Here is a 25,817-nt window from a genome sequence, read left to right on the forward strand (position 1 = left end):
GACAGGTGGAGCTACCTCGGGGTGTCGCAGGGGACTGCGCTCGGGCGGGAGCTGGCGCGGACCTTCCCCGAACACGTCGACCGATGGGTGCTCGACTCCGTTGTCGATCCGCTCAGGAGCCCGAATGAGGTTCTGCAAGAACGGTATCAGGCTCGGCAGCAGGCGGTCGAGACCGCGTTCGCGCCCTGGGTGGCGACCCGCGGAACCGTTTTCGGCGACTCCGCGGAGCGGGTGTTGGCGTCGATGACGAAGCTCCGCGACGACCTCGCCGCCCGGCCCATCCGACTCCTCGGGGAACGGACCTTCACCTCGAACGACCTCAACCCCATCCTGTTCGGTGTCGGGAACGCCGCGAACGAGGCCGTGTTGTCGAAGCTCCTGACGATTCATGCAGCGGTGTCCGGGGATTCGTCACCCGCATCGGTCCAGGCTGCCATCTTGATGATCTCCCAGTTCCAGCTCTCGCCATTGATCGACCGCGAGCTCGGTGCCGTTCTGTCCGGCGGCCCGCGGCAGGGCTGGTGGACGGCCTACAACTGCAACGCCGCGGAATGGAGCCACGACACGGATGTCGTCCTGGCGGAGCAGAGGCGGGCGGCCGAGCAGGCGCCGCTGACGTACCTCGGGATGGGCTTTCCGGCGGCGTGCGCATACTGGCCGTTCCCCGGGCAGGCGGATTCGCGGTCGGGCTGGGGTGAGGTGCCGGGCATGCTGCTGATCACCAACGAGGATGACGCCGTCACGCCGGCCGGCGGCGCGCACACCCTCCGTGGCCTGGTCGCCGGCTCGCGACTGGTCACGGTGGAGGGCAAAGCCGCACACCTCGTCCTGCCTCAGCGAATGCCGCTCGGGCTTCCTGGCGGCGTGCCGGGAACCAGCTCGTGCGCCACGGACATCGCCGTCCGCTATCTGACGACCGGTGAACTGCCGCCGAAAGACCATATCTGCAAACCCGATTGAGCCTGGAGGCCATCGTGAACGGCATGACGTCGAAGCGATCGCGGCCGCGCCGCGTCCTGCGGATGGTCGGGAGGATGTTCGTCGGTCTCGTCGCACTGGTCGTTGTCGCCGTCGCGGTCTCCGCAGGCATCCACCGGTGGCAGACTCCCCGCGACAAGGCGGCCATCGAGGCGGCGATCGGTTCCGATCATCGCTATGTCGAGGTGGACGGGCGCCGGATGAGCGTCGCGGTCCAGGGTTCGGGACCGCGGACCATCGTCCTGATGCCCGGCCTGGGCACGCCTGCACCGATCCTCGGCTTCGCCCCGCTGGCACGGCGCCTGGCGGGGAAGAACACCGTCGTCACCGTCGAGTACTTCGGGCTGGGTCTCAGCGACGGCACCGATGCCCCACGAACCAGTGAGGCGATCGTCGACGAGACCCGGGCCGCGCTCCGGGAACTTGGGCTGGACGGCCCCTACGTCCTGATGCCCCATTCGATTTCGGGTCTGTACGCGATGTGGTGGGCGACCCACCACCCGGACGAGGTCGCCGCCGTGGTTGGCCTGGACGACGAGCGCTACACCTCGGAAGGAGCCAAGGATGACCCGGACTGGCCGAGTTGGATGTCCGGCGTCAATGCCGTCGGCGGCACCCGAGACCTGATCGCCCTGGACACGAGCGCCGACTATCTCGGACTGGTGGCCGACTACCGGGAGAGCCTCGGCGAATCGGCCGACTACACCCCGGACCAGCAGGATTTGTACTTGCGTGCGTACTCGTGGGTGTTGAACTCCACCATGTTGGACGAGATGGCACGCGAAGCGGAGAACGTGCGAGCGGTCGAGGGCGCCGTGTTCCCGCCGACACTGCCTGCCCTGTCGATCCTCGCCTCCTCCTCGCTCGAGGTGGAACCGGAATGGGAACCCTCGCACCGCGCGGCGATCAGCAATCCCGCAATCCAGCAGGTCACGGTCATGGACGGCCACCACTATCTGTTCCACGCCCACGCCGCGGCGATCGCCGCACAGACGGAGCGCTTCCTCGACGATCACGTGAAGGCGTCCTGAGGCGCCGGAATTCTGGTATGGCTGGTTTGTCTTATTCTGGGCCTGCTGTCCATGCCGCAAAGTGCGGCACGATTCGGTGCATGGACCGGATCAGGAGATACCCAGACCTCGCCCGGAGTGATCGATCCGATCTCGACGAGGTGCTCGACGCCGCGGCGGTCGGCACCCTCTCGACCGTGGTGGACGGATTGCCGTGGGTGGTCCCCATGCTCTACGCCCGAGATGGCGACCGTATCGTGCTGCACGGATCGACGGGTGCAGGCGCCCTGCGGCACGTCGCGGCAGGCGCGCCGGTTGCCTTTTCCGTGACGATGCTCGACGGAATCGTGGTGGCGGACACCCTGTTCGACTCCACGGCCAACTACCGGTCGGCCGTCGTTCGGGGCCGCCTGACCGCCTTCCATGGGGACGGTGCGGTGGACGCCCTCGACCTGTTGTCCGATTCACTGATTCCCGGCCGGAGCTCGGAGGTCCGCACCCACACGAAGAAGGAGCTCGCGGCGACCCTGGCGATCGCCCTGCCGATCGAGCCGGGCTGCTGGACGGTCAAGGTGCGCGACGCACCGCCGCCCGCGCCGTCGGCGAATTCCGGTGAATGGGTGGGCGTGGTCCCGCTGCGCACCGTCGCCGGTGAGCCGGAACCCGCACCGTGGGTGGGTGAGGACGTCCGGGAGCCGGAATCCGTGCGCCGACTGGTAGCCGCGGCGAGGGTGTGATGGCCCCATCGGTCGAGTCACATGTGACAGCATGCTGTCACATGTGACAGAATGCTGTCATGAAGAAGCAAGTGGTGCACCTGGCCATCTACGACACCCTCGCGGACTGGGAGACCGGTCACGCGATCGCACACATCAACCAGCGTCAGTGGCAGCGCGAACCGGGTCGCTACTCGGTGTCCACCGTTGGGCTGACCCTGGACCCGGTGACCACCAGCGGCGGCGTGCGCATGATCCCGGACCTCGTCCTGGCCGATCTCGACCCCGGGGACAGCGCGATGTTGATCCTGCCCGGGGCCGACACCTGGATCGGGGGCGACACTTTGGCCCCGTTCGCGGCCAAGGCGCGCAGGTTCCTCGACGCGGGCGTGCCGGTCGCGGCAATCTGCGGGGCGACCTACGGACTGGCGGGGGAGGGCCTGCTCGACGACCGTGACCACACCAGCAATGTCGCGTACTTCCTGGCCATGACCGGCTACGCGGGCGGCGGCCGGTACCGGGACGAGCCCGCGGTGACCGATCGGGATCTGATCACCGCAGGCGCGACGAACCCCGTCGAGTTCGCCCGCGAGATCCTGGGTCGCCTCGACGTCTACACCCCGGAGGTGCTCGACGCCTGGTACCGGCTGTACGCGCGCTCGGATGCGAGCGCCTTCGAGGTGTTGCAGGCGGCGACCGCGCAATGACCGAGCCGAAGCCGGCCGAGCTGCTCTCCGGCGCCGCCCTGACTGCGTTCCGGCTCAACGGCCAGTTCCTGGCGGTGGCGGAGCAGCTGGCTCGGCCGGCCGGTCTCACCGCCGCGTGGTGGCAGGTGCTCGGCGCTATCGTCGACGAACCCCTGCCGGTCGCGGGCATCGCACGGGCCATGGGCATCACCCGGCAAAGCGTGCAGCGGATAGCGGACCTGATGGTGGACAAGGGGTTTGCCGAGTACCTACCCAATCCCGCCCATCGCCGGGCAAAGCTGCTGCAGTTGACCGCCGAGGGTCGGGCGGCGATGTCGCGCATCACGCCCGACCAGCGCGCCTTCGCCGACCGGCTCGCGAATCAGCTGGGGGTCGAGGAATTCCGGCGTGCCCTGGATGCGCTGGAGAAGATGTCGGCTGCCCTCGACACGCTGGCAGATTGACCCGCCGCGAGAGAGCCCGGTCCCGAATCCGTCAGCGCGGGGCGTCGCAGGCGTTGCGCAGTACCGCACGGTTCGACGCGATGTCCAGGCGCACCAGCGGCGGCGCCCCGTCGGCGTCGTCCTCGCGATGCATCAGGGATACCTGGCGCTGCTCGAACTCGTGGTGCTTCGAGCCCTGGAACACCGCGGTGACCTCCTCGAAGCCGGTCGCCGACACGGTGCGGCCGCCACCACGACGGGTCCACGGCAACATCCGTCCGCCGGTCACCCGATTGAACAGGGTCTCGGCGAACGCGGCCAGGACGAGCAGGCACACCAGCCCCGGAATCGTCATGGCGAACAGCATCCCCATGCGGTCCGAGTGTAGTGACCACCCGCGGCGGGTGCGGTGACAGCGACTCTGCGTCGACCACGCGGACGCGCGACAAGGTCGAGGTCGTGGATCGGACGCCGGTGGTTGGGCATGCTGCTTCGATGAGTACCCGATACCCGCCGATCGAGCCGTACGAGTCGGGCCTGTTGGAGGTGTCCGACGGTCACCTCCTCTACTGGGAGAGCGTCGGTGACCCCGGCGGGGTGCCGGTGCTGTTCCTGCACGGCGGCCCTGGCTCCGGCCGCACCGCCGGTGCCCGGCGGTATTTCGACCCGCAGCGGTGCCGGGCGGTGTTGTTCGATCAGCGTGGCTGCGGCCGCAGTCGCCCGCTCGCGGACGGACCGGACGCGGACCTCGCCTCGAACACCACAGCCCACCTGGTGGGGGACATCGAGCGACTGCGTGAACATCTGGGCATCGACCGGTGGATCGTGAGCGGGATGTCGTGGGGAGTGTCGCTGGCACTGGCCTACGCGCAGCAGCACCGGGGCCGGGTGCTGGCGATGGTGCTCGGTGCGGTGACCGCCGGTACCCGCGTCGAGATCGACTGGATCACCCGCGCGATGGGGCGGGTGTTCCCGCAGGCGTGGGAGCGGTTTGTCGGAGGCGTCCCCGAGGCCGAGCGCGGCGGGGATCTCGCGGCGGCCTATGCGCGGCTGCTGGCCGACCCCGATGCGGCGGTCCGTGAGGAGGCGGCCAGGAGATGGTGCGAGTGGGAGGACGCGCACGTGTCCCTGGTGCCCGACTGGTCACCGAGCCGACGGTACTCGGATCCGTTGTTCCGCAGCGTCTTCGCGCGACTGGTCACGCACTACTGGAGTCATGACTGCTTTCTCGAGGAGGGGCAGATCATGGCCTCGATGGATCGGATCGCGGCGATTCCGGCGGTTCTCGTGCACGGTCGCTACGACGTGTCCGGTCCGTTGGACACCCCGTGGCGGATCGCCGGGGCATGGCCGGCGAGTCGGCTCGTGGTCGTCGACGACGCGGGACACGGCGGCGGTGGCTTCGTCGCGGAGTTCACAGCCGGCGTCGACGCGATGCTGGCCGGCGTTCCGCATTCCTGAGGCGGATGCCCCGGGAGTGCCCGGTGGTTTGTCCGGAATTCGCCCCGGGATTCGGCCGCTTGTGAATTAATGGGTCGTCCCTCGAGTCGGTCGAGGCGACGGCAGATGCCAACGGCAAGAAGGAGTCTCGATGCTGGTGTTCGACCCGATCTTCTCGTTGTTCAACGAGATCGCCGGTGCGCTCGGTTCTAGCGACTCGAGCGTCGAGACCTAGAACCCCTGCGGAAACGGTGGGCCGAGACGCAAGATTCGACCCACCGTTTCCGTGTCCGGGGTGTCCGCAGTCGCGTCGCCCCGAGCGCTCAGATGTCGAAGTACGTGCCGGGTACCGGCGTGTGCAGTCGTGCGTCGAGCCCGGCAGCCTCGAATGCCGCGGTGAACCGGTCCGCGCCCTCGGTGAAGTGTGCCCAGCCGTCGGTGTGCACGGGGATGACGACGGACGGGTCGAGGATCCGGGCCACCTCGACGGCCTCCGCCGACGTCAGCGTTACCGGTACCGGGAAGCGTCCGGGATCCGCGGCCCCGGCGAAGAGGACGGCGATGTCCACGGGGCCCAGCCGTTCCCCGATCTCACGAGTCAGCTCGACCGACGCGTTGTCGCCCGAGATGTAGATCGTGGGAATTCCCTTGCCGCTGAGCACGAATCCCGTGACCGTGCCGGTGATCGGTTCGCATCCGGTGGGGCCGTGCAGCGCCGGGACCGCCGTGACGGTGAGCTCACGGTCGTCCGGGGTGGTGATCGTCGTGTGTTCCCACGGCGCGAGTCCGGTCACCCCTGGCAGTCGTCCTGCCGCCTCCGGCGTGGAGAGCACCGTCTCGACCCGGTCCAGCAGCCGCCTCCCTGCCTCGTCGAGATTGTCCGCGTGCTGATCGTGCGAGAGGAGCACGAGGTCGATGGGGCCGAGTGCCTCCGCGGGCAGTGCGGGCGGGGCCAGCTTGGTCAGGGTGACGCCGCCCTCGTAGCTGCCCGGCTCGTCGAACGTCGGATCGGTGAGGATGCTCAGCCCGGCCACCCTCAGGTGCAGGGTGGGGCCACCCACGAGGACCGCCCGAACTCCCTGCGCCGCTGCGGAACCGGTCGATGTCGTGCTCTCTGTTGTCGAGGTCATGCCACAAGCATCGGCCGATCGCCCCGGCGCGGCCAGTGGCCCGCAGGACAGGTTTCGCTAAGATCGGGCCATGGTCAGATCCGTCGCGGTGATTGCCTTTCCCGATATCAGCCCGTTCCATCTCTCGGTACCCTCGCTCGTTTTCGGGCACACGGAGTCCCCCGACACCGCGCCGCGCTATCGGGTCACCATCTGCGCCGAGGATCCGGGCATCCTGCCCACCAACGCCGGCTACGACATCGCGGTCCGGCGTTCCCTCGACGCGCTGGTCGAGGCGGACACGGTGGTGATCCCGAGCTGGGTGCCTGACAGAAGGCCGTCGGACGCGGTGCTCGAGGCGATCCGGCGGGCACACGGACGCGGGGCGCGCATCGTCGGACTGTGCCTGGGCGCCTTCCCGATTGCCGATTCCGGGATCGTCGACGGGCGGGAGGCGGCGACCCACTGGCATGCAGCGGAGACCCTGGCGCGTCGGCATCCGCAGGTGACGGTCCGGTCGGACGTGCTGTGGTCGGATCTCGGCGACGTGGTGACCTCTGCCGGTACGGCCGCGGCGCTCGACTGCTGCCTGCACCTGGTCCGATCGGACCACGGTGTCTCCGCCGCCACCGCGCTCGCCCGCCGACTGGTCCTGGCTCCGCATCGCAGCGGCACCCAGGCGCAGTTCATCCCGGTCCCCGTGCGCGAACAGGACGGTGAGGACGAGATCGAGCGGGCGATGGCGTGGGCCCGGTTGAACCTGTCCGAGCCCGTCGACCTCGATCACTGGTCGCGCGTGGTGCTGATGAGCAGGCGCACCTTCACCCGGCGGTTCCGCGAGCGCACCGGGTCGAGCCCGCAGCAGTGGTTACTCCTGCAGCGGCTGGATCGGGCGCGCCTGCTGCTGGAAACGACCGAGCTCGGTGTCGACGCGGTGGCCGTCGAGTCGGGCTTCGGATCGACGGCCTCGCTCCGGCTGCATTTCGGGCGCACGTTCGGAATCAGCCCGTCGGCGCATCGCGCCCTGTTCTCGGCCGGGAGCTCGGAGCAATCCACTGCCGACCGGTCACGCGTGTAGCGTTCCGGGTATCCCGCTCCGACACCCGGGGCGATGGGTCGGAGGTCAAGGGGACGACGGTGGACCGGGCGCGAGAACGACGGCCGACCAGCGCAGACGTCGCGCGTCACTCCGGTGTGTCGAGGGCCACGGTCTCCTACGTGCTCAACGGTCGAGACGATCACCCGATCAGTGAGCAGACCAAGCGGCGCGTGCTGGCGAGCGTCGACGCCCTCGGGTACACACCGAACCTCGCGGCGAGCGCCCTGCGCGCCGGCCGCAGCAACATCGTGCTGATGCCGATGCCTGACATCCCGCTCGGCTTCGCGGTCGACGCGATCCTGCAGGGGCTCGATCGCGGCCTGTCCGAGCGGGGGCTCCGCTTTCTCCTGCACGGCGACCGTGGTTCGAGCGGCGTGACAGGGGCTCGTGCGTGGGCGCAGCTCCGCCCGGCCGCGGTCTTCACCGACACCGTGCGGTGCGACGCGGAGGCGGCGGCGCTGCTGCGGAGGGCCGGGGTTCGGGCCGTGCTCCTCGCCGGACCCGAGGTGGTCCCGTACGCGCCGACGGCGCGGTTCCAATTCGATTCGCTGGCCGACTGCGCGGCAAGGTATCTCGCGGGCAGTCGCGGCCATCGACGACTCGCGTGCCTGGTACCGGGCGGCGAGCTCGCCGATCTCGGCGAGCGCCGGTTCGGGGTGTTCGTGTCGGCGGCAACGCAGGAGGGGGCCTCCGTCGAACGGGTCGACTGTGCCCTCTCGATCGACACCCTGCTTCCCGTCGTCTCGGCATGGCGTGATCCGGACCGGCGCCCGGACGCGGTGTACGCCTACGACGACGAGTTCGCGTTGGTGCTGATCCAGGCCCTGCGGGAGGCGGGGCTGGAGGTGCCGCGCGACATCGCCGTCGTCGGGTCCGACAACCTGCCGCTCGGCGCGATTCTGCGGCCGCACCTGACGACGACCTGTGTCGACCTGCAGGCGATCGCGTCGGGCCTGGCGGAGTCGATTTCCCGTCTGGTCGACGGGCGACCCTTCGAACCGCTCGGCGATCTATTCGCCCCGCGGGTGCTGGTTCGGCAATCGGCCTGACCGGGCCCGCGTCGGTGTGCATGGCGCCGGCCGCGTTACCGGTCCGGGGTCACCGCGGGGTGATGACGGCGCGGTCCCCAGATTCCGCACGGACGGCGATGACCCGGCTGGTCAACGCCCATCCGGCATCGGTCCGGGCCCACGAATCGGTGTAGTCGCCGAGGCACTCGTAGACCGCGCCCTCGTTCGCGCCCGCGCCGACGTGGAACGCGCGGAAGTACGACCGGGTTCGGGCCGCGTCTCCGTCCAGCTGCACCTGCACGTTGCCCATGAGGTGCTGGGTCGCGCCGCACACGTCGAGGTGGGCCCGGACCACGGCGAGCACCGCGTCGACGCCCTCGACGAAATACGCGCGGGCGTCCTCGGTCATCGCCGACCGGAGTCCGGGCCAGTCCTTCGCGTCGAGTCGGGCCTGGAACCTGTACAGGCTGTCGACCACCGCCAGGTGGTCTTGTAGCTGCCCGAGATCGGCAGGCGGAGTCGAGCGGAACGTCGGATCTGGCTCATCGGTTCGCACGGTCGCGGCGCCCTTCCCTGCTCGATCGGTCAGGTTTCCCCTGGCCCAGTGGGTGACACGTGTAACAATGCATGCGCCTGCCGCCCGGCGCAGCAGGATTTCCCGCTGAGTGAGACGCGTCACACCGGGGTCGGTTGTCCGGCCGCAGTCTTGTGCACGCACCGGACCTCGGCGGCCGCCTCAGCCGTCAGTACCGCGGTCCCGCCATGGCTCCGGTCGCATTCACCCGAACACTGGAGGATCACCCATGACCCACCCCGATGTCCTGGCGCCGGCGAAGCTGGGCCCGCTGACGCTGCGCAACCGGATCATCAAGTCCGCGACCTTCGAGGGCAAGACGCCGAACGCTCTCGTGACCGACGAGCTGATCGAGTTCCACCGTCGCCCGGCTGCGGGCGGGGTGGGCATGTCTACCGTCGCGTACTGCGCGGTGGCGCCGGAGGGCCGCACCGAGCGCGGGCAGTTGTGGATGCGACCGGAGGCGCTGCCGGGGTTGCGGCGGCTGACCGACGCCATTCATGCCGAGGGGGCGGCGGCGTCGGCGCAGTTGGGGCACGCCGGTCCGGTCGCGAACGAGAAGTCGACGGGACTGCCTGCGTTGGCGCCGTCGCGCTCGTTCAATCCGTTGAGCATGAGGATGATCCGGTCCGCGTCGAAGGACGACATCGAGCGGATCACCGAGGCGCACGGGACGGCGGCGCAGCTGGCCGTCGATTCCGGTTTCGATGCGGTGGAGATCCATTTCGGGCACAACTATTTCGCGAGTTCGTTCCTGAGCCCGAAGCTCAACAAGCGCAAGGACTCCTTCGGCGGTTCGCTGGAGAACCGGGCGCGGGTGGTGCTGGACACCGCGCGCGCGGTGCGGGCGGCGGTCGGGGACAAGATCGCGATCCTGGCGAAGCTGAACATGGATGACGGTGTGCCGGGCGGCTTCTGGATCGATGAGGCGATCCAGGTGGCGCAGTGGTTGGAGGCGGACGGCAGTGTCGATGCGTTGGAGCTGACGATGGGCAGTTCGCTGCTCAATCCGATGTATCTGTTCAAGGGCGACGCCCCGGTGCGGGAGTTCGCTGCGGCGATGCCGCAGCCGGTGCGGCTCGGGGTGCAGCTGGTGGGCAAGCAGATGCTGCACGCCTATCCGTACCGGGATCTGTTCATGCTCGAGCAGGCGAGGCAGATCCGGGCGGCGGTGACGTTGCCGCTGGTGTTGCTGGGCGGGGTGACCGATCGGGCCGGGATGGACATCGCGATGGCGGAGGGTTTCGAGTTCGTCGCGATGGCCCGGGCGTTGCTGCGCGAGCCCGATCTGGTCAACCGCATCGCCGAGGACGCTCGGACGAAGTCGCTGTGCATCCACTGCAACAAGTGCATGCCGACGATCTTCTCCGGCGCACGCTGCGTGCTCGTCGAACGCGCCGGATAGTCGAGGCCGGGCCGGGGATCAGATCGTTTCCTCCGTTGCCCCTGGAAGGACTGCCGGGCGCCGTTGTATCCAGGCAATGGCGATCCCGGCGACTACCACGGTGCACAGCGTGGCTCCCGTTGTCGTCCACTGCCCGGCAGTGGATGACAACGCGGTGTGCGACGAGGTGAGCGGCGTGTATGCGGTCCACCCGAACTGGGCGACGAGTGGCACGGTGATCGCCGTGGGTGCGGCCAAGGCGATCGTGGTGGCGGGCGCCTCCGTCGAGGGCAGGCACGCCGCGATGGTGTACGCGGCAGCCAACGGCAGGAGCAGCACGACCGCGCCGATGCGCAGATTGTCCCAGGGTGGTTCGTCGAAGGCGGCCGATGCCGCGACGACCGCGAGGGCGGCGATGCCGAGGAGAGGTCGGGGCCATCGTCGACCTGCCATCACACCCAGCGCAACCATCGCAGCCGGTATCACCAGCGCGAACCACGACCCGCCGGACCAAGCGTCATTCCCGGAAGCTGTGGCGATGAATGCCAGAGCGGCGAGTAACACCATCCCTTGACGGCGAGGGAGCCACACCGCACCGGCGACGAATAGCGGGATCATCGTGAGCCCCAGCATCCACTGACCCTGGCCCAGCGCGTCGGAATCCATCGTGTGGGTCGCGCGGACGAGGGACCATTCGAGCAGTAGGCCGACCACCGGTACCGCGACTCCGACAGCAAGTAGGCGGGAGCGCCCGTTCTGTTCTGACCTTTCGGCCGGCCCGAAGTCGTCACGACGTATCGCTATCAGCAGCGCAATCGCAGTCGATGCCAGCAGGATCAGCATGAACATGTCGGGTGGCGACGCCGGGAGGTCGTCGGTGGGGAAGTAATCGGCGTACCGGCGGGGAGGTGCCGACTGGTACTCGCCGATCGGGTCGGCGAGGACGATGCCGCCGAGCGCGCCTGCGGCCAAGGCTGTTTGGAGCGTGAGGCGCTCGCGTGTGTTGCACAGGCCGGCGAGCGACCCCAACAGTGCGCCTGCGGCGAGGGAGCGGGGGTAGAGCTCCCACGGAGCCGAGTCGGTAAACGACACGACCGCCAGCAGCACGAGCCCCAGGGCGGCGATCGATGCCAAGGTGAGGCGACGCCGGACGAGAACGACGGTGACGGCTGCGGTGATCGCGCCAAGCGTTGCGCCTGCGGCGGTGCTGTGGAGCAGGACATCCACCCGGCTGCTGTCTGTGACGATGGCGAAGTTCTCGGCCATCGGCGAGGCCAAGGCGAGGGTGGCAGCGAAGCCGCCCAGCACCAGGAGTATGACGGCAACCGTTCGGTTCATGCCCTCAGCATCGCTCACGATTGCGAGGGCGGGGTGGTCGGCGGGCCCTCGGAGGCACGATCTACGCAGGTTGAAGCGCGCCTCGACTGCCCACGACAGCGTCCAACGGGCCCACCGGACACCGAGGAGGGGTCGACACTCTGGCCGTGCATTGCGACGATGGAGGGGTCGACGCTCTACACCCGATGCTGATCGGAGGCCGTGGCGATGGACGACCGGACGAACGAAGAGCACCCGAGGGTTGTGGTCGAGACCGGACACGGCCGCACGAGCTACGGCGCGGGCACAGCCGTACGCATCGGCAGGGATCCGCAATTGGAGATCACGATCGTCGATCCGCTGGTGTCGCGCGAGCATGCGCGGCTCCGGTGGGACGAGGGATGGCAGCTCGTCGACAGCGGCAGCAAGAACGGGCTCTACGTCGACGGCAAGCGCCGAGAAACGGTCCCCGTCACGAGCGACGTCCGCGTCCGCCTGGGTGACGCGGTGGAGGGACCCGTCGTGCGGATCTCGATCGAAGATCCCGAGGCGACGCGACTGGATGTGGGCGGTCGATGGGACGAGTCGACGATCGAGGTGGGGGCCTCGACCGCCCCGCCCCCGCCCCCGGCACCGCATGATGCGGTCCCGGCGGGATCCCTCACGGTGGGACGGTCGCCCGACAGCGACATCGTTGTCCGGGACGTGCTGGCCTCACGCCATCACGCCATCGTCCACAACTTGCCGTCCGGCCTCGAGATCGACGACCTGGGGAGCGTCAACGGAACGTTCGTCAACTGCGCCCGGGTGTCGCGCGCGCAGCTGACCGACGGCGACGTCGTCACGATCGGCAACACCGATTTCAGCGTGCAGGAAGGCCGACTCGTTTCACGGCGGGCGATGACGCCGACCGCGGGCGGTCTGCGTGTGGACGGCGTCGGACTCACCATCGAAGGCGGGCGGCGGCTGCTCGAGGACGTCACTTTCGCCGCCCAACCGGGGAGTCTCACCGCGGTGATCGGCCCCTCCGGCGCGGGAAAGACCACCGTCGCCAAGATCATCTCCGGTTCGGAAGGACCCACGGAAGGCGTGGTCGAGTTCGAGGGCCGCAGCGTGCACGTCGATTACCAGGTACTGCGTTCTCGCATCGGGATGGTTCCCCAGGACGACGTAGTGCACCGGCAGCTGACCATCAGGCAGGCGCTCGGTTATGCCGCTGAACTGAGGCTTCCGCCGGACACGAGCCGGGCCGACCGCGAGGAGGTGATCGCGACGGTGCTCGACGAACTGCAGCTGACCGAACACGCCGGCACCAGGGTCGACCGCCTGTCCGGCGGACAGCGCAAACGTGCATCCGTCGCGCTGGAGTTGCTGACGGGTCCATCACTACTCATCCTCGACGAACCGACCTCGGGTCTCGACCCTGCACTCGACCGGCAGATCATGGAGACTCTGCGCCGCCTCGCCGATTCGGGCCGCGTCGTCGTCATCGTCACGCATTCGCTGTCGTATCTCGAGATGTGCGATCAGGTTCTGCTCCTCGCCCCGGGCGGCAAGACCGCCTACGTCGGCCCGCCGGACCGGGTGGGGGCCGCGCTCGGCAGCACCGACTGGGCCGATATCTTCGCCCGCGTCGCATCCGACCCCGACGGGGTGTTCGCCGAGTATCGCGCCACCCGACCGGTGGTGGAGGCGCCGCCACCGACCCCGCCCGGGCCGCTCGGCTCTCCCGCGCACACGTCGGGGCGCAAGCAGTTGAGCACCGTCGCCCGGCGCCAGCTTCGGCTGATCCGCGCCGACCGCGGCTACCTGATCTTCCTGTCGCTGCTGCCCTTCGTGCTCGGCGGCTTGGCCCTGCTGGTGCCGGGCGACACCGGTTTCGGGCCTTCTGGTGCCGACGTATCCGGCGAACTCACCCAGATCCTGGTGGTGCTGATTCTCGGCGCCGCCTTCATGGGCTGCTCGCTGACCATCCGCGACCTTGTCGGAGAGCGCATGGTCTATCAGCGCGAACGTGCCGCCGGGCTGATGCCGTCCGCCTACCTGACGGCGAAGATCGTCGTGTTCTGCGCCGCCGGGATCGTGCAGTCGGTGATCATGGTGCTGATCGTCTTCGCGGGCAAGGGTTTGCCCGGTCGCGGCAGCGTGCTCTCCTCCGGCTCCGTCGAACTGATCGTGGACATCGCAGCCACCACCTGCTGCTGTGTGCTGGTCGGATTGGCGCTGTCGTCGGTGGCGCGCTCGAACGAGCAGGTACTGCCGATGCTGGTGGTCACGATCATGGCGCAGCTGGTGATGTGCGGAGGGTTGATCACGATCACCGGACGCGCCGTGCTCGAACAGTTCGCGTGGCTCTTCCCGTCGCGCTGGGGGTTCGCGGCCGCGGCCTCGACGGTGGACCTGGTCACGAATTCCACCGGCACCGAGCCGGACACGCTGTGGCAGCACACCGCATCGTGGTGGCTGCTCAGCATCGCCATGCTGGTGCTCATCAGTTGCGTGCTCGCGGTCTTCACCTACAGCCGGCTCCGGCTGCGTCGTCCGCGCCGGGGCTGACCGCCCAACGACGGGCCACTGCGATGGCATCGCGGACGAGGGTCTCCGGGTCCGTCGCCAGCCGGTGCAGCTCGGCGTCGTACCGCTCGCGCTGGTCCTGGGCCAGTGGCAGGTCCGCGAGCACGAACACGGCGTGCCGCCGGACCCCCGCCCACGGCGAGGCAAGTCCCGCGAACGCAGCCTCGGCCTCGTCCGTGTCGATGGTGCAGTACCCGCTGCCGGGAGCCAGTCGATCGCACACCGCGCCGTGTAGCGCTGGATATTCGGCCAGAGCCGCCTCCAGCGGGCCGTAATCCAACGGCTCGTGGACGCCGACGTCACGGAAGGAGGTGTACGGCGCGGTGAGCCCGCGGACGGCGACCTCCGTGGGCAGCCGATCGAGCCGAGCCGTCACCAGGTCCATCCGGCCGAGGCGGGAGAGCGCGGCCGCGGCCCAGGCTCGATCGGGTTCCCCCAGCCGACGGTTGTCCACGATCGCGTCCAGCTCGGCGATCACTTCCGTTGTGGGGGTGCCGAGTTCGCCGAGAAGCTTCGCCCATGGCCACGTCTCCCGCGCGGCGGGCAGGTGCCCCAGGATCGCGGGCACCGTTTCTGGCCCCAGCTCACGGAGCCAGGCGCGGGCGCGTTCGGCACCAGGAGGCGCAGGGGTGGGGGAGTCGGCGATCGCGATCAACTCGATCACCCTCTGCTCGGGCGGCAGCACGGTCAGCCGGTCGATCGCCCGCTGCTCCTCGTCGAGTTCGGGGAAGTGCCTGCGCACCTGGGTCCTGGTCAGGCTCAGCGGAATCAGCTCCCATGCCTTGTCCATGGCCACCGCGACGAATTCTCGGTCGACGACACCCTCGTCGACCAGCGTCCGACGCGCCGCCTTGCAGGCCCTGGCGACCGCGCGCTCGAACCGGTCGTGGACGGCATGCCAGCGCTTGCCGCCGTCGGCCGTCGCGGCCGCCTCGACCCGCCCGGCCCAGCCGTCCTCCGCTTCGCCCGGGTCGAGCTGCCACGGCCAGTCGGCCGGGCTCCACCGAAGCGCGTCGGCGTCGTGGCGGTCGGTCGCGACCGACGCGAGGGACTCCTCGCTGGCGACCCCGATCGTCGGCCACGCGATCACGCCGCCGGCCTCGGCATAGAACTCGTGCACGGCGGCACCGTAGATCCGGTCGTCGGCGTGCTCCACGCGCATCCGGCGCACGAACGCGACGATCTGATCCCGCACGGCCGCTTCCACATTCGCCCAGTCCACCCGTCCGAGCGTAGGAGAGGCCACCGACGCCTCGGATGTGCCCCCGTCGTGCCGGTGGTGGCTCGGCGAGTGCGGAACCGGGTGAACGGACGCCACGCAGGCCCGGCGGTTTCCGCGCTGACGCGGGACCGCCGGGCCTGCGGGCTCAGACGATTGCGGGGAGCCGGACGACCTGTCCGGCGTAGGCGAGTCCGGCGCCGAAGCCGAGCAGCAACGCGGTGTCGCCAGGCTTGGCGCCGCCGGACCGGAGGAGCTGTTCCATGGCCATCGGGATCGATGCCGCGCTGGTGTTGCCGGTCTCGACGATGTCCCGGGCGACCGCGACGGTCTCGGGCAGACCCAGCGTCCGGATCAGCGCGTCGGTGATGCGGCTGTTGGCCTGGTGCGGCACGAAGGCATCCAGGTCGTCGGCCGTGATCCCGGACTTCTCCAGGGCGTCGCGGCAGGCCTTCTCCAGGAAGGTCACCGCCCACCGGAACACCGCCGCGCCGTTCATCCGGATGTAGGGCCGCTCCGTGGTGCCGCCGCTGGCTTCGGCTGCCGCGACCTCGGCGAAGTACTGCTTGAAGTCCTTGTCCTGCTTGATCGCTTCGGTCTGGGTTCCGTCCGAACCCCAGGCGACCGGACCGATTCCCTCCGCGTCGGCGGGACCGACGACAACAGCGCCCGCGCCGTCGGCGAAGATGAACGCGCAGGTCCGGTCGGTCGGATCGAGGAGGTCGGACAGCCGTTCCACGCCGATCACCAGGACATGGCGGGCCTGCCCGGCGCGGACGAGGCTCGCGGCGTTGCCGAGCGCGTAGCAGAAGCCCGCGCACCCGGCGGAGATGTCGTAGGCCGCGGTGTCGTGCATGCCGAGTTCCGTGGCGACCACAGCGCCCGCCGACGGTCCCAGCACCATCTGCGAGGACGTCGCCAGCACCACGGCGTCGATCTGCGCGGCCTCGAGGCCCGCGGCGGCGAGTGCGTCGCGGGACGCCGCGACGCTCATCGAGACGATGGTCTCGTCGCCGTCCGCCCAGCCTCGGGACTTGATGCCGGATCGGGTCTGGATCCATTCGTCGCTGGAGTTGATGGCGTCCACGATCTCGGCGTTGGGGACGACACGTCGGGGCCGGTACGCGCCGAGGCCCAGCAGGGCCGTGTGCGTGACGGGATTGGCGGTGGCGATGGGGGCGGGCACGGCATCCTCTCCATGTGAACCGATCGGTCCATCAGTAGTGATCATCTAACATGAACCGATCGGTTCACACAAGCGCGGGAGGATTCGGATGACCACGGCACGACCGCGAGCTCGACTCCTCGCGAGCACCATCGCCACGGTGCAGGAGCTCGGTGTGAATGCGGCCGGGCTGACCGAGCTGCTCAAACGCAGCAATGCGTCGCGCAATTCGCTGTATCAGCACTTCCCGGCAGGCAAGGGTCAGCTCGTGGAGACGGCGACGCGGATCGTGTCGCGAGTGGTGTATTCACACCTGAACGTGATGGCGGACAAGCTGGCGAGCGCGCCGTCGGTGGAGCAGTGGTTGGACGAGCTGTTCGCCTTCTGGCGTGAGCCGCTCGAATCCAGCGAATACCGGCTGGGCTCGTTCATGATGGCGGCCGCGCTGGACGAGCAGAACCCGGCGGTGCAGTCCGCGGCCGGTCAGGCGTTCACCGACTGGACCTCCCGGCTCGCCGACGGCATGGTCGCGGCCGGAATCGAGGGAGCGGCCGCGCGCTCGATGGCGGGGCTGCTGCTGTCGGTGATCGAGGGCGCCATCGTGCAGAGTCGTGCGCTCGAGTCGAGCCAGCCTTTCGCCGACGCACGCACCCAGCTCAGCGTCCTGATGGAGCATCACCTCACGCTCAGAGGAGCGCCGGTGGCGCCGTCCGATTAGCGGTATGCCGCTAATCGGACGGCCCGGGTGATTACGCCGGCACTACCGAGATCGTGCCCTTGCAGACGGCCTTCTGCGGATTGATGAACCGCAAGCCCGCCCCGGTCTCGACGGTGACGGTGAAATCGACCGCCCCGGTTCCCGTCCAGGTTCGGTTGATCGGGATTCCGGGATACTGCTGGAAAGCCGTCTCATCGCTGACGCTGCGGCCGGTGGCGCCCGTCGTCGTGTTGTGCCAGTCGACCAGCACCCGCGTGCCGTACCAGTTGACTCCGATGCTCGGAATGAGTCCGCCGGGAGGCACGGGAAGTTCGTTCCCGCCGCTCAGCAGGATTGCCGGCTCCAGCGCGTCTGCGCCCGGGCGGAGCGATGCTCCCGACGATGCCCTGATGGTCCACGTGAACGACGGCGCCCAGAAGAGCGGGTTCGCGCTCCCGCACGTCATGTTCGTCGACGTAGGCGGCGCGGGCTGCGCGTTCGCGACGGCACCCCCACCGGTCACCACTGCTGTACTCAGCCCGACAGCAGCGAGGGTCGCAGCGCACCCACGCCGCAGCAACTGATTGCTCATGATCACTCCCCTTGATCTGAGATGCGCGAACCGAGACGTCCGCCGCACCCTCCATACCGGTTGCGCAACAGAATTCGTTACAAATCGTGCAACCTGGACCATACTCGCGCAATCGAATTCGGCAATCGCGGCCACCTACGTGGTCGAGGTTCTACCCGGGGGCGATCACCTGAGGCAGGGGTTGATCCACCGCTATGGTGTCCACAGCTTCGACTGAGGAGTTGACGATGAAGGCCGTTCTCTGTGCCGACGCACAGTTGAGGGTGTCCGAGATCTCGGCCCCGACGCCGAAGGCGGGGCAGGTGCTCCTCGACGTGCTGCGCTGTGGGATCTGCGGATCGGACCTGCATGCGCGCGTCCACAGCGACCAGGTGGCGGATCTGGCCGCCGAATCCGGCTACGACGGGTTCATGCGCTCGCACCAGGATGTCGTTCTCGGCCATGAATTCTGCGGAGAGATCGTGGAGTACGGGCCGGACTGCCGGAAGCGCTGGCCCGTCGGGACCCGGGTGGTCGCCATGCCGATCATCCGCCAGGACTCCGGCGTCCACCTGACCGGGCTCTCGGCCGCGGCGCCAGGAGGCTACGCGGAACAGGTGGTCGTCCAGGAGGCGGTGACGATGGCGGTGCCGAACGGCCTGTCTGCCGAGAAGGCCGCCCTCACCGAGCCGATGGCGGTGGCCTGGCACGCGGTGCGCAGGGGCGAGGTCGGAAAGCGGCAGACCGCCATCGTCATCGGCTGTGGACCGATCGGCCTGGCGGTGATCAGCATGCTCAAGGCGTCGGGAGTCCGCACCGTGGTCGCCAGTGACTTCTCGCCTCGTCGGCGAAAGCTGGCCGCGCAGTGCGGAGCCGACGTCGTGGTCGACCCCGCGACGCATTCTCCTTGGACCTCGTACACCCCGCGGAACGAGGTCGGCGGGGTCCGCGACCTCCTCGATCTGGGCATCGGCACGATGGAGAGACTGCAGAAGGTGCCGAAACTGCCGTGGTGGCAGGTGTTCCGGCTCGCCGACGCGGTCGGCGCGACGCCGTCCGGTCCTGTCGTCTTCGAGTGTGTCGGCCTCCCTGGGGTCATCGACCAGATCCTGGCAAGCGCCCCGTTGCGCTCGCGGGTGGTCGTGGTCGGGGTGTGCATGGAGGTCGATCGAATACGGCCCGCGATGGCGATCAACAAGGAGGTCGACCTTCGTTTCGTGCTGGGGTACGACCCGAGCGAATTCCGTCACGCACTGCGCCTGATCGCGGACGGCAAGGTCGACCCGTCGCCGCTGATCACAGGGACGGTCGGGTTGGCAGGAGTCGAGAACGCTTTCGCGGCGCTCGGCAATCCCGAGGAGCACGCGAAGATCCTGATCGACCCGAAGAGCCCTGCCGTCGCTCCGTAGCCGGGTCCTGAGGGACGACGTCTAGGGCGGTCCGGCAGGCAAGCCGCTCGATCACACCCAACCCAGAGTTCCGAAGACGATGAGGGCGAGGGCGTCGATGCCGAAGATCGTGCCGACCGTGATGGCCTTGGCGCGCACGGTCTTCATGTCGTGGACCCAGAAGCAGACGGCGAAGAACGGTACGTAGCCGATCAGCCAGATGAGGAACGGGAACTCGGGCTGCCACCAGGACCAGTCCCAGGTCAGCACGCCCATCTTGTTCAGCACCACCTCGACGCCCACCGCGGCGGCGGAGTTGATCGCGACGAGCACCGGCCGGTTGGGCAGACCGAAGATTCGAGTCTCCTTGGGCGGCAGCATCTTCGCCGCCGCGACGCCCATGACGGCAAACATGAAGCAGATCTCGATGTTCAGCCCGATGAGCAGCTGGTACGCCGTCGGCCCTGTCGCGGCCCACACCGGTGCCCGTCCGGTGGCGTGGAAGACCAGCGAGTTCCAGATCTCGTTGAAGAGGTCCATGCCCCACAGTGCGAGCCCGGCGAAGAATACGTTCCAGTTCCGGCGCTCCACCTCGGTCGCGTACACGTAGATGACCAGCAGTAGCAGTGGAATCACGTACCACTTGAATTGGCTACTGTCGCGCAGCAGCTCGAGCGCCATCTCGGCGTGCTCGGTCATCTGTTCACGCTCCCCAGGACCGTCGAAAACCCTGGGGGAGTGTTACATATTGACGTCGATTGTCACCTTGTAACTGCAAAATTGGTAGCGGCCGGGAATCGGTCGAGGACCGGTGGTGGGCGTCTCGTGGTTCGATTCGTCGCATCCGGGTTACAGCTGAGAGGACAGGTCAGTGAGTGTGGAGGACATCGGTTCCGTCGAACCGGACAGCCGCCGGACCGATGGCGTTCCGCGCACGACAGGACATTTCGACGGCCTCGACTTCGATGGCTTCTGGGACGGCGGCGACTACTCGCGGGAGAACTATGTCGAGCCGGTGCCGACCGACGACCTGATCGCGTCGATCGAGAAGGAGCTGGGTGGATACCGGCTCCCGGACTCCTATGTGGAGTTGATGCGGTTGCACAACGGCGGCATGGTCGAGCGACCGTGCCACCCGATGGACGAGCCCACGAACTGGGCGGAGAACCACATCCAGATCAGCGGGCTGTACGCGATCGGCCGCACCGCGACCTGGTCGCTGTGCGGGGAGCTCGGCTCGACGTTCATGCGGGAGGAGTGGGGGTACCCGGACATCGGCGTCGGTATCGCCGACACCCCGAGCGCCGGGCACGAGCAGGTCATGCTCGACTACCGCGCGTGCGGCCCGCGCGGCGAGCCTCGGGTCGTGCACGTCGATCAGGAGGCCGACTACCGCATCACCCCGATCGCCCCCGACTTCGCGACCTTCGTCCGGGGTCTGGTGAGCGAGGACGAGTTCGACGACAGCGCAGAGATGAAGGAAGCCGATCTCGCGGCGGTGCGGCACGGCACGCTCTCGCCGATCGTCCGCCGCGCGCTGGAGGCGGCTGACCTCCAGGACGGCGAGGCGCTGCTTCGCGCCCTCGCCGAGCGGATCGTGACGGAGAAGGGGTTCTTCGCGCTCCACGCGGACGGGGACTCGTGGCTGATGTACGACGTCATGTTCTGGCTGTACTCGCACCTGGCCACCGCGACCTCGTTCGAGGACTTCGTGCACCGTGCGGAGGGGCAGATCGACTACGGGCGGCCCTGCTACACCCTCATGGTCACCACGTCATTCGTCGCGGACCCGTACGGCTTCTGCACCGGTGGGTACGCGGAAGGGTTCCTGCGGGACTGGTGGGACGCGAAGGTCGAACGCGGGAACCTCATCGCCGCGGATGGCGGGTACCGGTTCGACCCGGAGTACGCGACGCAGCTTCTCCGGGTTCTGCGCGCCACCGGCGGGTAGGGACTCAGTCCGGGGGTGCGCCGCCGGAGGCCGGTGACCGCGGCTCCGGTATGCGAATCATGCGGAACGAGTTGAGCAGCCCGAGGAGACCGGCCAGGATCGGGACGAGCAAGGCGACCTGAAGGGCGAGGGGCCGCGCGTCGGTGTTGATGCGGATGATCTCGTCCTGGATCTCCTGGGGCTGGTCGACGAGCAATCCTTCGAGTTGGGTGTTGCTCATGACCTCCGCGTCGTCCTCGAGGACCTGCGCCACGTGCTGCTGCTCTGCCTGCGGCAGTACGGTGCTCGATTGCGCCATCGAGGTGAACGTGATGGACAGCGTCGCCAGCAGGATGGCGCCGGCGAACGCCAGCCCGAACGACAGCCCGAACGACCCCGCCGCCGAGTTGGTGCCTGCGGCCTCGCTGACCCGCTCGTCCGAGATCGGGGCGAGCGTGTAGTCGTTGAGTTGCGACACCAGCAATCCCAGCCCCGATCCGGCGACGATCAGGGGGACCACCAGCGCCCAGCCGAATTCCGCCCGGGGCACGATAGGGATCAGCGCCGCGATCCCGATCGTGAGCAGTAGGAATCCCCACCGGATGATCCCGCTGGGGCGCCGATCGCCCGCCTTCTTCCCCGCGAGCACCGCCACCGCGAACATGCTGAGGGAGAGGGGCGCGAGGGAAAGGCCCGCCTGCATCGCGTTGTACTCGAGCACCATCTGGAGGTAGATCGGCAGCGCGATCATCGTGCCGCCAAGGGCGATCTGCTGGAGCATCTGCCCCGTGATGCCCAGCCGGAAGATCTTGGACCGGAACAGGTCCGGGTCCAGCAGGGTCGGTTCGCCCCGCCGCTTGCGCCGGACGAGCCAATACGCCAGTCCGGCCAGCGCCGCCGCACCGATCACCAGGAGCGCGGCCACCGCCTCGCCACCCTCCTGCCACACCAGGATTCCCAGCACGATGCCGCCCATGCCCAGCACGGAGAGCGCCGCACCGAGCTTGTCGACGCCTCGAGATCCCGTGTACGGCACATCCCGGACGAGCTTGATGCCGGACAGCACGATGGCGATGATGACGACCTCGAGCAGGAACGCGATGCGCCAGGAGAGGAAGGTGGTGATGAAACCTCCGAGCAGCGGTCCGACGGCCGCCGCGATGGCCGCCGCGGCCCCGACGAGGGCGTAGACCTTCTTCTGGGCGTCTCCCTCGAAGTTGCCGTGGATGAGGGACTGCATGGCGGGCAAGAGGAGTGATGCGCCGATGCCACCCAGCACGGCCCAGAAGATGACGATCGCGGTCAGGCTTTGGGCGAGTGTCATCGCGGACGCACCGACGGCGTAGCCGAGTAGGCCGAGCACGTAGGCACGCTTGCGCCCGATCAGATCGCCGACCTTGCTGCCGATCAGGATGAAGGCCGCCGACACCAGTGCCTCGAGGGCGATGGCCGCCTGGACGCCGCTGACGGTCGTGTCGAGGTCTCGAACCACCGACGAGATCGACACGTTCATCAGGGACGTGTCGACGACCAGGACGAACATCGCCATCGCGAGCAGGATGGCGAGCAGGCGTTGGCTGCCGGCCAGCGGCTCGGCACTGCCGGTAGTCGATCCCTCTGTCATCGGACACCCGCCATCTCGGCAGTCATGGAAATTCTCAGGACGGCATCAGTTCAGACAGCGTACCGATCTCCGCAGGTGACCGTGGTCTTTGCGAGGCGAGCCTGCGTGGTCGAACGCCATGCCTTGACCCGAAGTCAGTAAGCACTTACTGTCGCCCTGTGTCGACGCGAGAGAAGATCATCGAGGTCGCCCTCCGGCTCTTCGGCGAGCAGGGCTTCGCCAGGACGTCGGTGGCGCAGATCGAAGGCGAGGCGGGCCTGCTCCCCGGCGGGGGAGGACTCTTTCGCCACTTCCGCTCGAAGCGCGAGTTGCTGACCGAGGCCGTCACTCATCGCTTGGCGCAGCGCGGAGATTGGGAGCACCTGCTCGACCCCGAGTTCTCCTTCGTGGGGATGCTCGACTCGATCGCCCCGACCGCGAGCCGGGTCGACCGGTTGCTTCTTCTGTCCGAGATGGGGTTGGCCCGCCTCGATCACAATCGTGACGTGTCTCGAATACTGATGCGGGACAACTCGATCGACGACTCGGTGCTCGCGTCCTTCCGCCACGACGAGTACGAGGTCGTGATGACGGTGGTCACGCGCGCGCTGACCGAACTCGCGGGCGGCGCCGACGGCGACTGGCCCGCGGCGGCGGCGGTACTCGTCGGCGCGGTCTCCCACTTCTGGCTGATGGCCGACATCTTCGACGGCGAGCACCCCAGCGGCATCGACTCACAGCGCTACCTGCGCGCAACCGCGGAGCTCGTCGCAGCCCGCCTCGACCACGCGAGCGAGCAATAAGTTCCCGATCCGATTCCGATACAGGAGGTCAATCGTGAAAGTTGTTGTGGTTGGTGCAGGCTATGCCGGGACGATCGCGGCGAACCGGCTGGCGAAGAAGGTGCCGGAAGCGGAGATCACGGTGGTCAACCCTCGGTCGAGCTTCGTCGAGCGGGTGCGGCTTCACGAGGAGATCGCGGGGACCGGCGACGCGGCGACGCCCCTCGTCTCGATGCTCGCCACGGGGATCGCCGTGCGGGTCGGGAGCGTCGAGAAGGTCGGCGATGGCAACGTCACGTTGGACGACGGTGGCAACCTCGACTACCACTACCTGTTCCTGGCGGTCGGCAGCACGGTCACGTCGATGGCCGGCACCGTCGGGGTCGGCACATGGGAAGGCGCCGACCAGGCCCGCGCGGCGCTCACCGCGCTTCCTGCGGATAGCACCGTGACCGTCATCGGCGGCGGCCTGACCGGTATCGAAACCGCATCCGAAGTCGCCGAAGCCCGCCCCGACCTACGGGTCCGCCTGGTCGCCGAGACGGTCGCGGCAAGCCTGTCCGCCGGTGCGCAAAAGCGAGTGCACACTGCTCTGGAGCGCCTCGGGGTGGAGATCGTCAACGGCTCGGTCAGCGCCGTCGACCCCGGCCCGGACGGCGCCGTCCACCTCCGCTCGGGCGCGGGACTCGATTCCGACCTCACGCTGTGGGCGGTGGTGGCAGGCGTTCCCGAGCTCGCCGCCCGCAGCGGCCTGCAGGTGAACCAGGAAGGGCGTGCGGTGGTGGACGAGTTCCTTCGTAGCGTCACGGATCCTCGGATCTTCGTGGTCGGCGACTGTGCCGCCGTGCCAGGCGCTCGATTGAGCTGCGCGACGGCAGCGCCCCAAGGAGCGCACGCGGCCGACACCCTCGCGCGAATGGCCAAGGGGCGCAATCCGAAGCCGTATTCGATGGGCTACACCGGCCAAGCCCTGAGCCTGGGGCGCAGGAACGGCCTGGTGCAGGCAAGCCGACGCGACGATCGGGTGCGGCGGCTGTACGTCACCGGCAGGGTCGCCGCCATCAGCAAGGAATGGGTGTCCAGATACGCCAAGTACGGGTCAAGGACGGCGAACTACGCATGGCTGCCCGGCAAGTGATCTGCTGACTTGCGGGGCTAGGGTACGTGGTTGTTCGTGGCGGCTTCCGCTTCGGCGATTAGCTAATCCCGTAGTGGTGCAACATGTGTCGAAGGTTGTCGCTGTTGACAGGTCGGAGCGATCGTGACGATCTCTCACGGCGGAATCCTCTCAGCAGGCTCATGGGTCTGCCGAGAGGATTCCGCTCTCTGTTCGCGGCTACGCGGCCGAGCCTGCGCCCGCGAGAGCCAGCAGGCCCAGCGCTGAGCCGACGCCGGCGACTACCCCGCCGATTCCGCCGATGAGTGCGGCCGCGGTGCCGATCTGCTGAAGGTCGGCTTCTGTGGATCCCATTGTCGAAACTCCTTGGTTTGTAGTGTGATTCGCTTGATGTGGTATCGAACTGGTTCGTCGAGCACTGGGGTGGGCTGTCTTGGCCGGCTCCTTCCGTTGGGACGATGGCAGGAATCGGTCGGGGTGTTCGGCCGCGCCGTATGTTCGGGGCACGATCCCCCGATGTCAGGGCGCGTTGGGCGAGAGGACGGGCTCGTCGGACAGCGGCTGCGTCTGTATGTCGAGGTCGGCGACCTGCTCGACTCTGCGTGGCAGCGCAAACGCGGCGATAGCCGCGATCAGTGCAGCGCCGGCGGCGATCAGGAAGCCGATCGTCAGTCCCTCGTCGGTGTAGAACGCCGCGCCCTCGACGACCGTGGCGATGTGGGAGTTGAGGACCGTGAATGCGACGACCGGCAGGACGGCGGGTAGGACGCTCTGCGATACCGAGGACACGGCACCGGTTGTTCCCTGCAGCGGTTGTGGAACCGTCGCGAGCAGCAGGTTCGGTGCCGCCGCGTAGCCGATGCCGCTGCCGAGCCCGACCAAGGCGGAGAAGATGATGACCTGCGGCTTGGACTCGTGGGAAATCGCGGTCAGCGTGCAGGCGAGCGCCATGACGGCCATGCCGACGATCATCAGGGTGCGTGAACCTGTGCGCGAGACCAGGAA

At 68.4% G+C, this 25,817-nt stretch carries 27 protein-coding genes; 16 read left to right on the forward strand and 11 right to left on the reverse strand.

Annotation, left to right across the window (positions count from 1 at the left end):
• The first annotated feature begins 21 nt into the window (after positions 1 to 21).
• The 5 genes from RM1_RS18595 to RM1_RS18615 all read left to right on the forward strand — a co-directional run bounded on the left by RM1_RS18595 (position 22) and on the right by RM1_RS18615 (position 3,854).
• Positions 22 to 960: an alpha/beta hydrolase gene (locus RM1_RS18595; protein ID WP_072753203.1), complete on the forward strand. Its 939-nt coding sequence runs from the start codon at positions 22 to 24 to the stop codon at positions 958 to 960.
• A 23-nt stretch (positions 961 to 983) separates the two neighbouring features.
• The gene (locus RM1_RS18600; protein ID WP_245816460.1) at positions 984 to 2,009 is read left to right on the forward strand and encodes an alpha/beta fold hydrolase; all 1,026 of its coding nucleotides are present in this window, start codon (positions 984 to 986) and stop codon (positions 2,007 to 2,009) included.
• Between the two features lie 80 nt (positions 2,010 to 2,089).
• Complete coding sequence (locus RM1_RS18605; protein ID WP_072753204.1) at positions 2,090 to 2,725, forward strand: pyridoxamine 5'-phosphate oxidase family protein; 636 nt, start codon at positions 2,090 to 2,092, stop codon at positions 2,723 to 2,725.
• A gap of 59 nt (positions 2,726 to 2,784) precedes the next feature.
• Positions 2,785 to 3,411, forward strand: coding sequence for a DJ-1/PfpI family protein (locus tag RM1_RS18610; protein WP_072753205.1), 627 nt, complete (start codon positions 2,785 to 2,787; stop codon positions 3,409 to 3,411).
• Positions 3,408 to 3,854, forward strand: coding sequence for a MarR family winged helix-turn-helix transcriptional regulator (locus RM1_RS18615; protein WP_072753206.1), 447 nt, complete (start codon positions 3,408 to 3,410; stop codon positions 3,852 to 3,854). The genes RM1_RS18610 and RM1_RS18615 overlap by 4 nt, the downstream gene beginning before the upstream one ends.
• 31 nt (positions 3,855 to 3,885) lie before the next feature.
• Here the strand turns inward: RM1_RS18615 and RM1_RS18620 are convergent, their stop codons facing one another.
• The gene (locus RM1_RS18620; RefSeq protein ID WP_072753207.1) at positions 3,886 to 4,206 is read right to left on the reverse strand and encodes a DUF6191 domain-containing protein; all 321 of its coding nucleotides are present in this window, start codon (positions 4,204 to 4,206) and stop codon (positions 3,886 to 3,888) included.
• A 122-nt stretch (positions 4,207 to 4,328) separates the two neighbouring features.
• Between RM1_RS18620 and pip the strand changes: the two genes are divergently transcribed.
• A complete protein-coding gene (gene pip, locus RM1_RS18625; RefSeq protein ID WP_072753232.1) occupies positions 4,329 to 5,294 on the forward strand; it encodes a prolyl aminopeptidase in 966 nt (321 codons plus the stop codon).
• A gap of 302 nt (positions 5,295 to 5,596) precedes the next feature.
• Here the strand turns inward: pip and RM1_RS18630 are convergent, their stop codons facing one another.
• Positions 5,597 to 6,403: an MBL fold metallo-hydrolase gene (locus RM1_RS18630; protein ID WP_072753208.1), complete on the reverse strand. Its 807-nt coding sequence runs from the start codon at positions 6,401 to 6,403 to the stop codon at positions 5,597 to 5,599.
• Positions 6,404 to 6,473: 70 nt separating this feature from the next.
• Here RM1_RS18630 and RM1_RS18635 point away from each other — a divergent pair, with 70 nt between their 5' ends.
• Both RM1_RS18635 and RM1_RS18640 read left to right on the forward strand, forming a co-directional pair.
• Positions 6,474 to 7,460, forward strand: a complete 987-nt coding sequence (locus RM1_RS18635) for a GlxA family transcriptional regulator (protein ID WP_072753209.1) — start codon at positions 6,474 to 6,476, stop codon at positions 7,458 to 7,460.
• Between the two features lie 59 nt (positions 7,461 to 7,519).
• The gene (locus RM1_RS18640; RefSeq protein ID WP_072753210.1) at positions 7,520 to 8,530 is read left to right on the forward strand and encodes a LacI family DNA-binding transcriptional regulator; all 1,011 of its coding nucleotides are present in this window, start codon (positions 7,520 to 7,522) and stop codon (positions 8,528 to 8,530) included.
• Between the two features lie 49 nt (positions 8,531 to 8,579).
• Here the strand turns inward: RM1_RS18640 and RM1_RS18645 are convergent, their stop codons facing one another.
• Entirely contained in the window at positions 8,580 to 9,047 is a 468-nt protein-coding gene (locus tag RM1_RS18645) for a nuclear transport factor 2 family protein (RefSeq protein ID WP_083576825.1), read from the reverse strand.
• Between the two features lie 247 nt (positions 9,048 to 9,294).
• Here RM1_RS18645 and RM1_RS18650 point away from each other — a divergent pair, with 247 nt between their 5' ends.
• The gene (locus RM1_RS18650; RefSeq protein ID WP_072753211.1) at positions 9,295 to 10,470 is read left to right on the forward strand and encodes an NADH:flavin oxidoreductase; all 1,176 of its coding nucleotides are present in this window, start codon (positions 9,295 to 9,297) and stop codon (positions 10,468 to 10,470) included.
• An 18-nt stretch (positions 10,471 to 10,488) separates the two neighbouring features.
• Here the strand turns inward: RM1_RS18650 and RM1_RS18655 are convergent, their stop codons facing one another.
• Positions 10,489 to 11,757, reverse strand: coding sequence for a hypothetical protein (locus RM1_RS18655; protein ID WP_143069450.1), 1,269 nt, complete (start codon positions 11,755 to 11,757; stop codon positions 10,489 to 10,491).
• 237 nt (positions 11,758 to 11,994) lie between these two features.
• Here RM1_RS18655 and RM1_RS18660 point away from each other — a divergent pair, with 237 nt between their 5' ends.
• A complete protein-coding gene (locus RM1_RS18660; RefSeq protein ID WP_072753235.1) occupies positions 11,995 to 14,322 on the forward strand; it encodes an FHA domain-containing protein in 2,328 nt (775 codons plus the stop codon).
• On the opposite strand, the gene RM1_RS18665 is transcribed toward RM1_RS18660, so the two are convergent.
• The gene (locus RM1_RS18665) at positions 14,279 to 15,562 is read right to left on the reverse strand and encodes a DUF4303 domain-containing protein (RefSeq protein ID WP_072753212.1); all 1,284 of its coding nucleotides are present in this window, start codon (positions 15,560 to 15,562) and stop codon (positions 14,279 to 14,281) included. The genes RM1_RS18660 and RM1_RS18665 overlap by 44 nt on opposite strands.
• Positions 15,563 to 15,707: 145 nt before the next feature.
• Entirely contained in the window at positions 15,708 to 16,745 is a 1,038-nt protein-coding gene (locus RM1_RS18670; protein ID WP_072753213.1) for a beta-ketoacyl-ACP synthase III, read from the reverse strand.
• A gap of 88 nt (positions 16,746 to 16,833) precedes the next feature.
• Between RM1_RS18670 and RM1_RS18675 the strand changes: the two genes are divergently transcribed.
• On the forward strand, positions 16,834 to 17,442 hold the full coding sequence (locus tag RM1_RS18675; protein ID WP_072753214.1) for a TetR/AcrR family transcriptional regulator: 609 nt from the start codon (positions 16,834 to 16,836) through the stop codon (positions 17,440 to 17,442).
• 31 nt (positions 17,443 to 17,473) lie between these two features.
• On the opposite strand, the gene RM1_RS26885 is transcribed toward RM1_RS18675, so the two are convergent.
• Positions 17,474 to 17,692 carry a hypothetical protein gene (locus RM1_RS26885; protein ID WP_245816464.1) on the reverse strand — a complete coding sequence of 73 codons (219 nt, stop codon included), beginning with the start codon at positions 17,690 to 17,692 and terminating at the stop codon, positions 17,474 to 17,476.
• 139 nt (positions 17,693 to 17,831) lie between these two features.
• Between RM1_RS26885 and RM1_RS26890 the strand changes: the two genes are divergently transcribed.
• Positions 17,832 to 18,005: a hypothetical protein gene (locus tag RM1_RS26890; RefSeq protein ID WP_245816466.1), complete on the forward strand. Its 174-nt coding sequence runs from the start codon at positions 17,832 to 17,834 to the stop codon at positions 18,003 to 18,005.
• 235 nt (positions 18,006 to 18,240) lie between these two features.
• Positions 18,241 to 19,401, forward strand: a complete 1,161-nt coding sequence (locus RM1_RS18685) for a zinc-binding dehydrogenase (protein WP_072753215.1) — start codon at positions 18,241 to 18,243, stop codon at positions 19,399 to 19,401.
• Between the two features lie 51 nt (positions 19,402 to 19,452).
• Here RM1_RS18685 and RM1_RS18690 read toward each other — a convergent pair whose 3' ends face one another.
• Positions 19,453 to 20,079 carry an AF_1327 family membrane protein gene (locus tag RM1_RS18690; RefSeq protein WP_072753216.1) on the reverse strand — a complete coding sequence of 209 codons (627 nt, stop codon included), beginning with the start codon at positions 20,077 to 20,079 and terminating at the stop codon, positions 19,453 to 19,455.
• A 172-nt stretch (positions 20,080 to 20,251) separates the two neighbouring features.
• Here RM1_RS18690 and RM1_RS18695 point away from each other — a divergent pair, with 172 nt between their 5' ends.
• Entirely contained in the window at positions 20,252 to 21,331 is a 1,080-nt protein-coding gene (locus tag RM1_RS18695; protein WP_218019723.1) for an SMI1/KNR4 family protein, read from the forward strand.
• A 4-nt stretch (positions 21,332 to 21,335) separates the two neighbouring features.
• Here the strand turns inward: RM1_RS18695 and RM1_RS18700 are convergent, their stop codons facing one another.
• The gene (locus RM1_RS18700; protein WP_072753217.1) at positions 21,336 to 22,934 is read right to left on the reverse strand and encodes an MFS transporter; all 1,599 of its coding nucleotides are present in this window, start codon (positions 22,932 to 22,934) and stop codon (positions 21,336 to 21,338) included.
• A gap of 158 nt (positions 22,935 to 23,092) precedes the next feature.
• On the opposite strand from RM1_RS18700, the gene RM1_RS18705 reads away from it, so the two are divergent.
• Both RM1_RS18705 and RM1_RS18710 read left to right on the forward strand, forming a co-directional pair.
• Positions 23,093 to 23,716, forward strand: a complete 624-nt coding sequence (locus tag RM1_RS18705; protein ID WP_072753218.1) for a TetR/AcrR family transcriptional regulator — start codon at positions 23,093 to 23,095, stop codon at positions 23,714 to 23,716.
• Positions 23,717 to 23,750: 34 nt separating this feature from the next.
• Positions 23,751 to 24,833 (forward strand): NAD(P)/FAD-dependent oxidoreductase, encoded by a 1,083-nt coding sequence (locus tag RM1_RS18710; protein WP_072753219.1) that lies wholly within the window; start codon positions 23,751 to 23,753, stop codon positions 24,831 to 24,833.
• A gap of 198 nt (positions 24,834 to 25,031) precedes the next feature.
• Here RM1_RS18710 and RM1_RS27075 read toward each other — a convergent pair whose 3' ends face one another.
• The gene (locus tag RM1_RS27075) at positions 25,032 to 25,166 is read right to left on the reverse strand and encodes a hypothetical protein (RefSeq protein ID WP_281252183.1); all 135 of its coding nucleotides are present in this window, start codon (positions 25,164 to 25,166) and stop codon (positions 25,032 to 25,034) included.
• A gap of 165 nt (positions 25,167 to 25,331) precedes the next feature.
• On the reverse strand, positions 25,332 to 25,817 hold a 486-nt coding region (locus RM1_RS18715), incomplete at its 5' end, for an MFS transporter (RefSeq protein WP_143187334.1).

It is taken from the genome of Rhodococcus maanshanensis NBRC 100610 (assembly GCF_001894865.1).
Classification (GTDB): Bacteria; Actinomycetota; Actinomycetes; order Mycobacteriales; family Mycobacteriaceae; genus Rhodococcus_G; species Rhodococcus_G maanshanensis.

Coding starts and splice junctions, on each gene's coding strand:
- RM1_RS18605 (WP_072753204.1), top strand. CDS start 2,090: ATGGACCGGATCAGGAGATACCCAGACCTCGCCCGGAGTGATCGATCC.
- RM1_RS18685 (WP_072753215.1), top strand. CDS start 18,241: ATGAAGGCCGTTCTCTGTGCCGACGCACAGTTGAGGGTGTCCGAGATC.
- RM1_RS18635 (WP_072753209.1), top strand. CDS start 6,474: ATGGTCAGATCCGTCGCGGTGATTGCCTTTCCCGATATCAGCCCGTTC.
- RM1_RS18650 (WP_072753211.1), top strand. CDS start 9,295: ATGACCCACCCCGATGTCCTGGCGCCGGCGAAGCTGGGCCCGCTGACG.
- RM1_RS18700 (WP_072753217.1), bottom strand. CDS start 22,934: ATGACAGAGGGATCGACTACCGGCAGTGCCGAGCCGCTGGCCGGCAGC.
- RM1_RS27075 (WP_281252183.1), bottom strand. CDS start 25,166: ATGGGATCCACAGAAGCCGACCTTCAGCAGATCGGCACCGCGGCCGCA.
- RM1_RS18610 (WP_072753205.1), top strand. CDS start 2,785: ATGAAGAAGCAAGTGGTGCACCTGGCCATCTACGACACCCTCGCGGAC.
- RM1_RS18630 (WP_072753208.1), bottom strand. CDS start 6,403: ATGACCTCGACAACAGAGAGCACGACATCGACCGGTTCCGCAGCGGCG.
- RM1_RS26890 (WP_245816466.1), top strand. CDS start 17,832: ATGGTCCACGTGAACGACGGCGCCCAGAAGAGCGGGTTCGCGCTCCCG.
- RM1_RS18675 (WP_072753214.1), top strand. CDS start 16,834: ATGACCACGGCACGACCGCGAGCTCGACTCCTCGCGAGCACCATCGCC.
- RM1_RS18690 (WP_072753216.1), bottom strand. CDS start 20,079: ATGACCGAGCACGCCGAGATGGCGCTCGAGCTGCTGCGCGACAGTAGC.
- RM1_RS18600 (WP_245816460.1), top strand. CDS start 984: ATGACGTCGAAGCGATCGCGGCCGCGCCGCGTCCTGCGGATGGTCGGG.
- RM1_RS18615 (WP_072753206.1), top strand. CDS start 3,408: ATGACCGAGCCGAAGCCGGCCGAGCTGCTCTCCGGCGCCGCCCTGACT.
- pip (WP_072753232.1), top strand. CDS start 4,329: ATGAGTACCCGATACCCGCCGATCGAGCCGTACGAGTCGGGCCTGTTG.
- RM1_RS18660 (WP_072753235.1), top strand. CDS start 11,995: ATGGACGACCGGACGAACGAAGAGCACCCGAGGGTTGTGGTCGAGACC.
- RM1_RS18620 (WP_072753207.1), bottom strand. CDS start 4,206: ATGGGGATGCTGTTCGCCATGACGATTCCGGGGCTGGTGTGCCTGCTC.